At 70.6% G+C, this 4875-nt stretch carries 5 protein-coding genes; 1 reads left to right on the top strand and 4 read right to left on the bottom strand.

Annotated elements, in window-relative coordinates; all coding sequences use genetic code 11:
* Positions 1-261 (top strand): substrate-binding domain-containing protein (locus ACFTZL_RS40930; RefSeq protein ID WP_382594464.1); only part of this gene is annotated, 261 nt, incomplete at its 5' end.
* Here the strand turns inward: ACFTZL_RS40930 and ACFTZL_RS40925 are convergent.
* From ACFTZL_RS40925 to ACFTZL_RS40910, 4 genes are read right to left on the bottom strand one after another with little or no spacing between them, the layout of a single operon-like run.
* Entirely contained in the window at positions 224-1606 is a 1383-nt protein-coding gene (locus ACFTZL_RS40925; RefSeq protein WP_382594462.1) for a glycoside hydrolase family 32 protein, read from the bottom strand. The two genes, ACFTZL_RS40930 and ACFTZL_RS40925, sit on opposite strands and share 38 nt — an antisense overlap.
* Entirely contained in the window at positions 1603-2457 is an 855-nt protein-coding gene (locus ACFTZL_RS40920; RefSeq protein ID WP_382594459.1) for a carbohydrate ABC transporter permease, read from the bottom strand. The genes ACFTZL_RS40925 and ACFTZL_RS40920 overlap by 4 nt, the downstream gene beginning before the upstream one ends.
* A 17-nt stretch (positions 2458-2474) precedes the next feature.
* Complete coding sequence (locus tag ACFTZL_RS40915) at positions 2475-3431, bottom strand: carbohydrate ABC transporter permease (protein WP_382594456.1); 957 nt, start codon at positions 3429-3431, stop codon at positions 2475-2477.
* Positions 3428-4837 carry an extracellular solute-binding protein gene (locus ACFTZL_RS40910; RefSeq protein ID WP_382594453.1) on the bottom strand — a complete coding sequence of 470 codons (1410 nt, stop codon included), beginning with the start codon at positions 4835-4837 and terminating at the stop codon, positions 3428-3430. The genes ACFTZL_RS40915 and ACFTZL_RS40910 overlap by 4 nt, the downstream gene beginning before the upstream one ends.
* Positions 4838-4875 lie beyond the last annotated feature (38 nt).

Below are 4875 nucleotides of genomic sequence, written 5' to 3'. Positions count from 1 at the left end.
GTCCTGCACGCCGCGACCCGGCTCGGAATCTCCGTACCCGGCGAGCTGTCGGTGGTGGGCTACGACGACCAGGAGCACATGGCCGCGTACCTCGCGCCGCCCCTCACCACCGTCGCGCTGCCCCACCGGGCGATGGGGGAGGCCGCGGCAGGCCTCCTGCTCGAAGCCATCGTCACCGGACGGACACCGCCCGCCACCGTGCGGCGCCTGGCCTGCCCGGTGATCAGCCGTGCGTCGGTGGGACCAGCGCCCAACCGGTGACGGCCGCGCCGGGTGTCACGTTCAACTCCCTTGTGTCATCCGGACGTCGGTAGACGCGCTCGGTGACCGTGGCACGGTCACCGACGAACAGTTCGTACAGCGATCCGTCGACGAGGACGCGCACCGTGAGCTCCTCGTGCGGCGGCACACGGACGACGATCGGCTCGGCCGGCTCCATTTCCTTGCGGGGCCAGTCGCCCCGGTCGAGCGTCACGGTTCCCTCCTCAGGGTCGAGAGAGACCGTGAGCTCGGCTCCCGAGGCCGACCGCAGAAGAGTCACCGTGGTGTGACCGCGGGCGCTGACGGTCAGGTCGTAGGCCGCGGGCAGCGCCGCCCGTCCCGGGGCGGTGGCGAACGGCTCCGCGGCGTGCAGCCGGTGCAGCTCCGGGGCCGGGGCCACCCGCAGGGCTCCGTCCGGATGGACGTCGACGACGCGGGGAGCGGTCAGGACGCCGGCCCAGTCGTTCTCGCCCTGCTCGCGGGCCTCCCACGACCAGCCCCACATCAGGGCCCGGTCCGGCTCCTGGAGCACGGCGGGCGCGTAGAAGTCACGGCCGTGGTCGAGCCGACCGCCCGTCCGCGCGGTGAAGCGAAGCCCCGCGTCCAGACGGCCCGTCAGGTATGCGGTGGTCCAGGGGTGGCCGTCCCACAGGGACACGACCAGCACCCACTCGCCGCCCCGTGTCGCGTAGAGCTGCGGGCACTCCCAGCCGCTTGCCCGGTCGCCGAACGCCGCCGCTGCGGCCGGGTCCCGGCCGTCCAGGAGCACACCGGCGAACCGCCAGTCGGTCAGGTCGTCGCAGTCGTAGAGCAGGACCGACGGCGTACCGTCGGCGTGCCCCGCGCCGACCAGCGCCAGGCGCCGTCCGTCGTGCCGGAAGACGAACGGGTCGCGGAACATCACCACGTCCAGCCCTTCGGGCGGGCCCGTCACCACCGGCGTGGGCAGGGGAATCCACTCGGTCAGGGTCTCGTCGTCCGGGTCCGCGGCCCGGGCCAGGCAGATCGTGCCGAGCCCCACGTGGTCACGGTCGACCCCCGTGTAGACCGCCGTCGGCACGCCGGCGTCGTCGACCACGCACCCCGACCAGCAGCCTGCCTCGTCCGGGCCGCCCGGCGTCGGGGCGAGCGCGATCGGGTGGTGCTCCCAGTGCACGAGGTCGGAGCTGGAGGCATGCCCCCAGTGGACGTTCGCGTGCACCGGGGCGTCCGGGTTGTGCTGGTAGAAGAGGTGGTGGCGGCCACGCCAGGAGAAGGGCCCGTTCGGGTCGTTCATCCAGTTGGCGGGCGGGCGGACCCGGAAGCGCGGGGCGTGCGGGTCCTGCGGGGGAGCGGTGAGGCTCAACGGTTGACTCCTGCGGACGTGATGCCCTCACGCAGAGGGCGCTGGCCGACGACGAACACGGCGACGGCGGGAATCATGGAGAGGACGACACCGGCGAGCACGACGGAGATCGAGCCGGTGCCGAGGTTGCCCTGGAGGGAGACCAGACCCAGCGGCAACGTGTAGTTCTGCCCCGACGTCTCGAGGATCAGCGGCCGGAAGAACTCGTTCCAGTGGTAGTTGAAGGCCAGCACGCCGACGATCGCGAGACCGGGCGCGGCCAGCGGGGCGTACACGGAGCGGAAGGTCCGCCAGGGCCCGGCGCCGTCCAGCATCGCCGCCTCGCCCAGGTCCTTGGGCATGCCCAGGAAGTACTGTCGCATCAGGAACGTGCCGAAGGCGGTCGGAAACGCCGGGATGATCAATCCCAGCAGGGTGTCGGTCAGGCTCATCGACTTCAGCACCAGGAACACCGGCACGATGGTGACCTGCAACGGCACCATCATCGTCGCCAGGACCAGGCCGAACAGCGGCTTCTTGAAGCGGAACTCCAGCCGCGCGAAGGCGTATCCGGCAAGGCCCGCCGTGATCATCTGGCCGATCGCGATCAGGCCCGTGACCAGCGTGGAGTTCAGCGCCAGCAGCCAGACGTCGATCTGGTCGAACACCCCGCGGTACGCCTCGGTGGACGGGTTCGACGGAATGATCTGCGGCGGCAGGTCGAACGCCTCGGCGGGTGTGCGCAGCGAGGTGGAGACCGTCCACACCACCGGGCCGAGGGTGAGCAGGGCGCATACGGCCAGCCCGGCGATCCGCGCCCAGGGCGCAAGCCGGTACCGCACACGACCGGAGGACAGGGTTGCTTGGCTCATGGGAAGACTCACCCGGCTCACTGGTAGTGGACGAAACGCCGGCTGAGCCGGAACTGGAGGGCCGTGACCGCCATGATCAGCACGAACAGCAGCACACCCACCGCGGACGCCTCACCGAAGCGCAACTGCTCGAACGCCGTCTCGTAGATCACCATCACGACCGTGCGGGTGGAGTCGCCGGGACCGCCGTTGGTGAGGACGTACGGCTGCTCGAAGACCTGGAGGGCGTTGATGATGCCGACGACCGAGGCGACCAGCAGCGTCGGCGAGAGCAGCGGCAGCGTGACCGTCAGGTGCTTGCGCAGGCCCGTCGCGCCGTCGAGGGCGGCGGCCTCGTGGATCTCCTTCGGGATGTTGTTCAGGCCGCCGATGAACAGCAGGAACGAGAAGCCGAACTGCTGCCAGACATAGACCAGGACCACGGTCGCCATCGCCGCGTTCTCCGACGTCAGCCAGGGCACCGGCGCGATCCCGACGAAGCCGAGCAGCCAGTTGATCACCCCGAAGTCCTGGTTGAACAGATACTTCATCACCACCGAGATCGACGCGGCGGACAGCACGAGCGGGAAGAAGAACGCCGAGCGGAACACCGACCGCAGCCACACCGGCATCCGCCCGTTGAGGGTCAGCGCGAGCGCCAGCGCGATCAGCAGTTGCAGCGCCACCGCGAACACCATGAACACCAGCGTGTTGCGGAAGGACACCAGGACGGTCGAGTCGCCGAACACCTCCCCGTAGTTGGAGAGCCCGGCGTAGGACGGCGAGTCGATGACATTCCAGTGGAACAGGCTCAGGACCACCGAGCCGACGATCGGGACGACCGTGAAGACGACGATGCCCACGATCGTCGGTGTCAGGAACAGCGTGGCCAGCAGCCGGGTGCCGCGGTCACGGGCCGAGGGTCCCTTCGGCGCGGGGGCCGGCGGGGCCGCGGGGCGTTCGGCACGCGCGGGCGGTGTCTGGGTGTTCGTCATGCGTCACGCTCCATGGCCTTCTCCAGATCGCCCTGCATCCGGCGCAGCGCGGGACGCACCGAGCGCGGGGAGGCCAGGGCCGTACCGGTGTGCTTCAGCAGCACCTGCTCGACCTCCGCGACCTGCGGCGGCGCCGGGATCGGTCCGGTGTCGGGGAACCGGTCGAGGGTGTCGTAGAAGACCGGCCAGTGCTCCGGACCCGTCTGCTCATAGCGGGCGGCGGTCAGCAGCGAGCGGCGGGCCGGGGTCGTCTGGTTCGTCGTGAACAGCCGCGTCAGGGTGTCCTTGCGGGCCGCGTACTTGATGAACTCCCACGCCTCGTCCTGCATCTTCGAGGTGCGCAGCAGCGCGTAGCCCGCGGCGCCGTACTGCATGCGCTGGGTGCGCCAGCGCGGGAAGTACTGCACGTCGAAGCCGTCCTGCCGCATGCCCGCCAGATGCAGGCCGCCCGCCCAGAAGCCGCCCGCCGGTGTGACACCGACCCGGCCGGTGGAGAACACACCGATGAGGTTCTGGCCGTTGCCGCCCTCGGGGCGGGTGCACAGGCCGTCCTGGACGAGGGAGGCGAGGTAGTCGTAGACCTCCTCCACGCGGTCGTGGGTGGCCTGCGGCGTCGTCCAGCGGAAGCCGCCCCCGCGGCCCTCGCGCTGAGCCGCCGGATAGAAGCCGTCCCACAGCCACTGCCCGCCGGGCGCCTTGGACTCGGTGAGCAGGTTGGTGTCGTTCGCGAACAGCCAGGGCACCACGCCGCCCCAGAGCCGGTTGGTCCAGAAGTACGGCGTGAAGCGCGAGCCGCCGGACTTCTTCATCTCCCGCAGCAGCGTGGTGAAGTCGTCGCGGGTCCAGTCGGCCGGCGGGAAGTCGGCGCCCGCCCGGCGCAGCACCTGCCGGTTGAAGTACATGTCGGCCGCGTTGAACTCCACCGGCAACTGGTAGAGGCTGCCTTCGTACATCATCGACTCCACCAGCGACGGGTGGACGTCGGCGAAGTACTCCTTCAGCTCGGCCGCGTCCCGGCGCACCCATTGGTCCAGGGCCACGCCGAGCCGCTGCGCGAAGAGCTGCACGCCCTCGGTGGCGACGTAGACGAGGTCGGGGGCGGTGCCCGCCGCGACCTGGGTGAGGATCTTCGCGAAGAAGTCCGACCAGTCGACGGCCTGCACCGCGTTGATCCGGAGCTTGATGTCGGGGTGCAGCTCGCGGAAGCCCTCCTGGAGCGTGCGGATGGCCTCCGGCCCGTAGGCGGGGCCGAGCGTGGCGACGACTAGGGAGCCGTCGTCCCGGCCGGGGATGTCGGCTCCGGTGAGCCGGTCCCAGCTCGCGGCGGTGCCGGCCAGGGCGGCGGCCCCCGCGCCGTAGGCGCCGTACCGCATGAGGGCGCGGCGGGTGAGGTGCGAGTCGGTCATCGTTATGGGCCTAACTCGTGTTAGACGAGGGGTGATGC

It is taken from the genome of Streptomyces sp. NPDC056948 (assembly GCF_042674225.1).
GTDB classification, from domain to species: Bacteria; Actinomycetota; Actinomycetes; order Streptomycetales; family Streptomycetaceae; genus Streptomyces; species Streptomyces purpurascens.
Note: the sequence above shows the minus strand (reverse complement) of the source record. Positions and strands in the feature narration are given on the sequence as shown.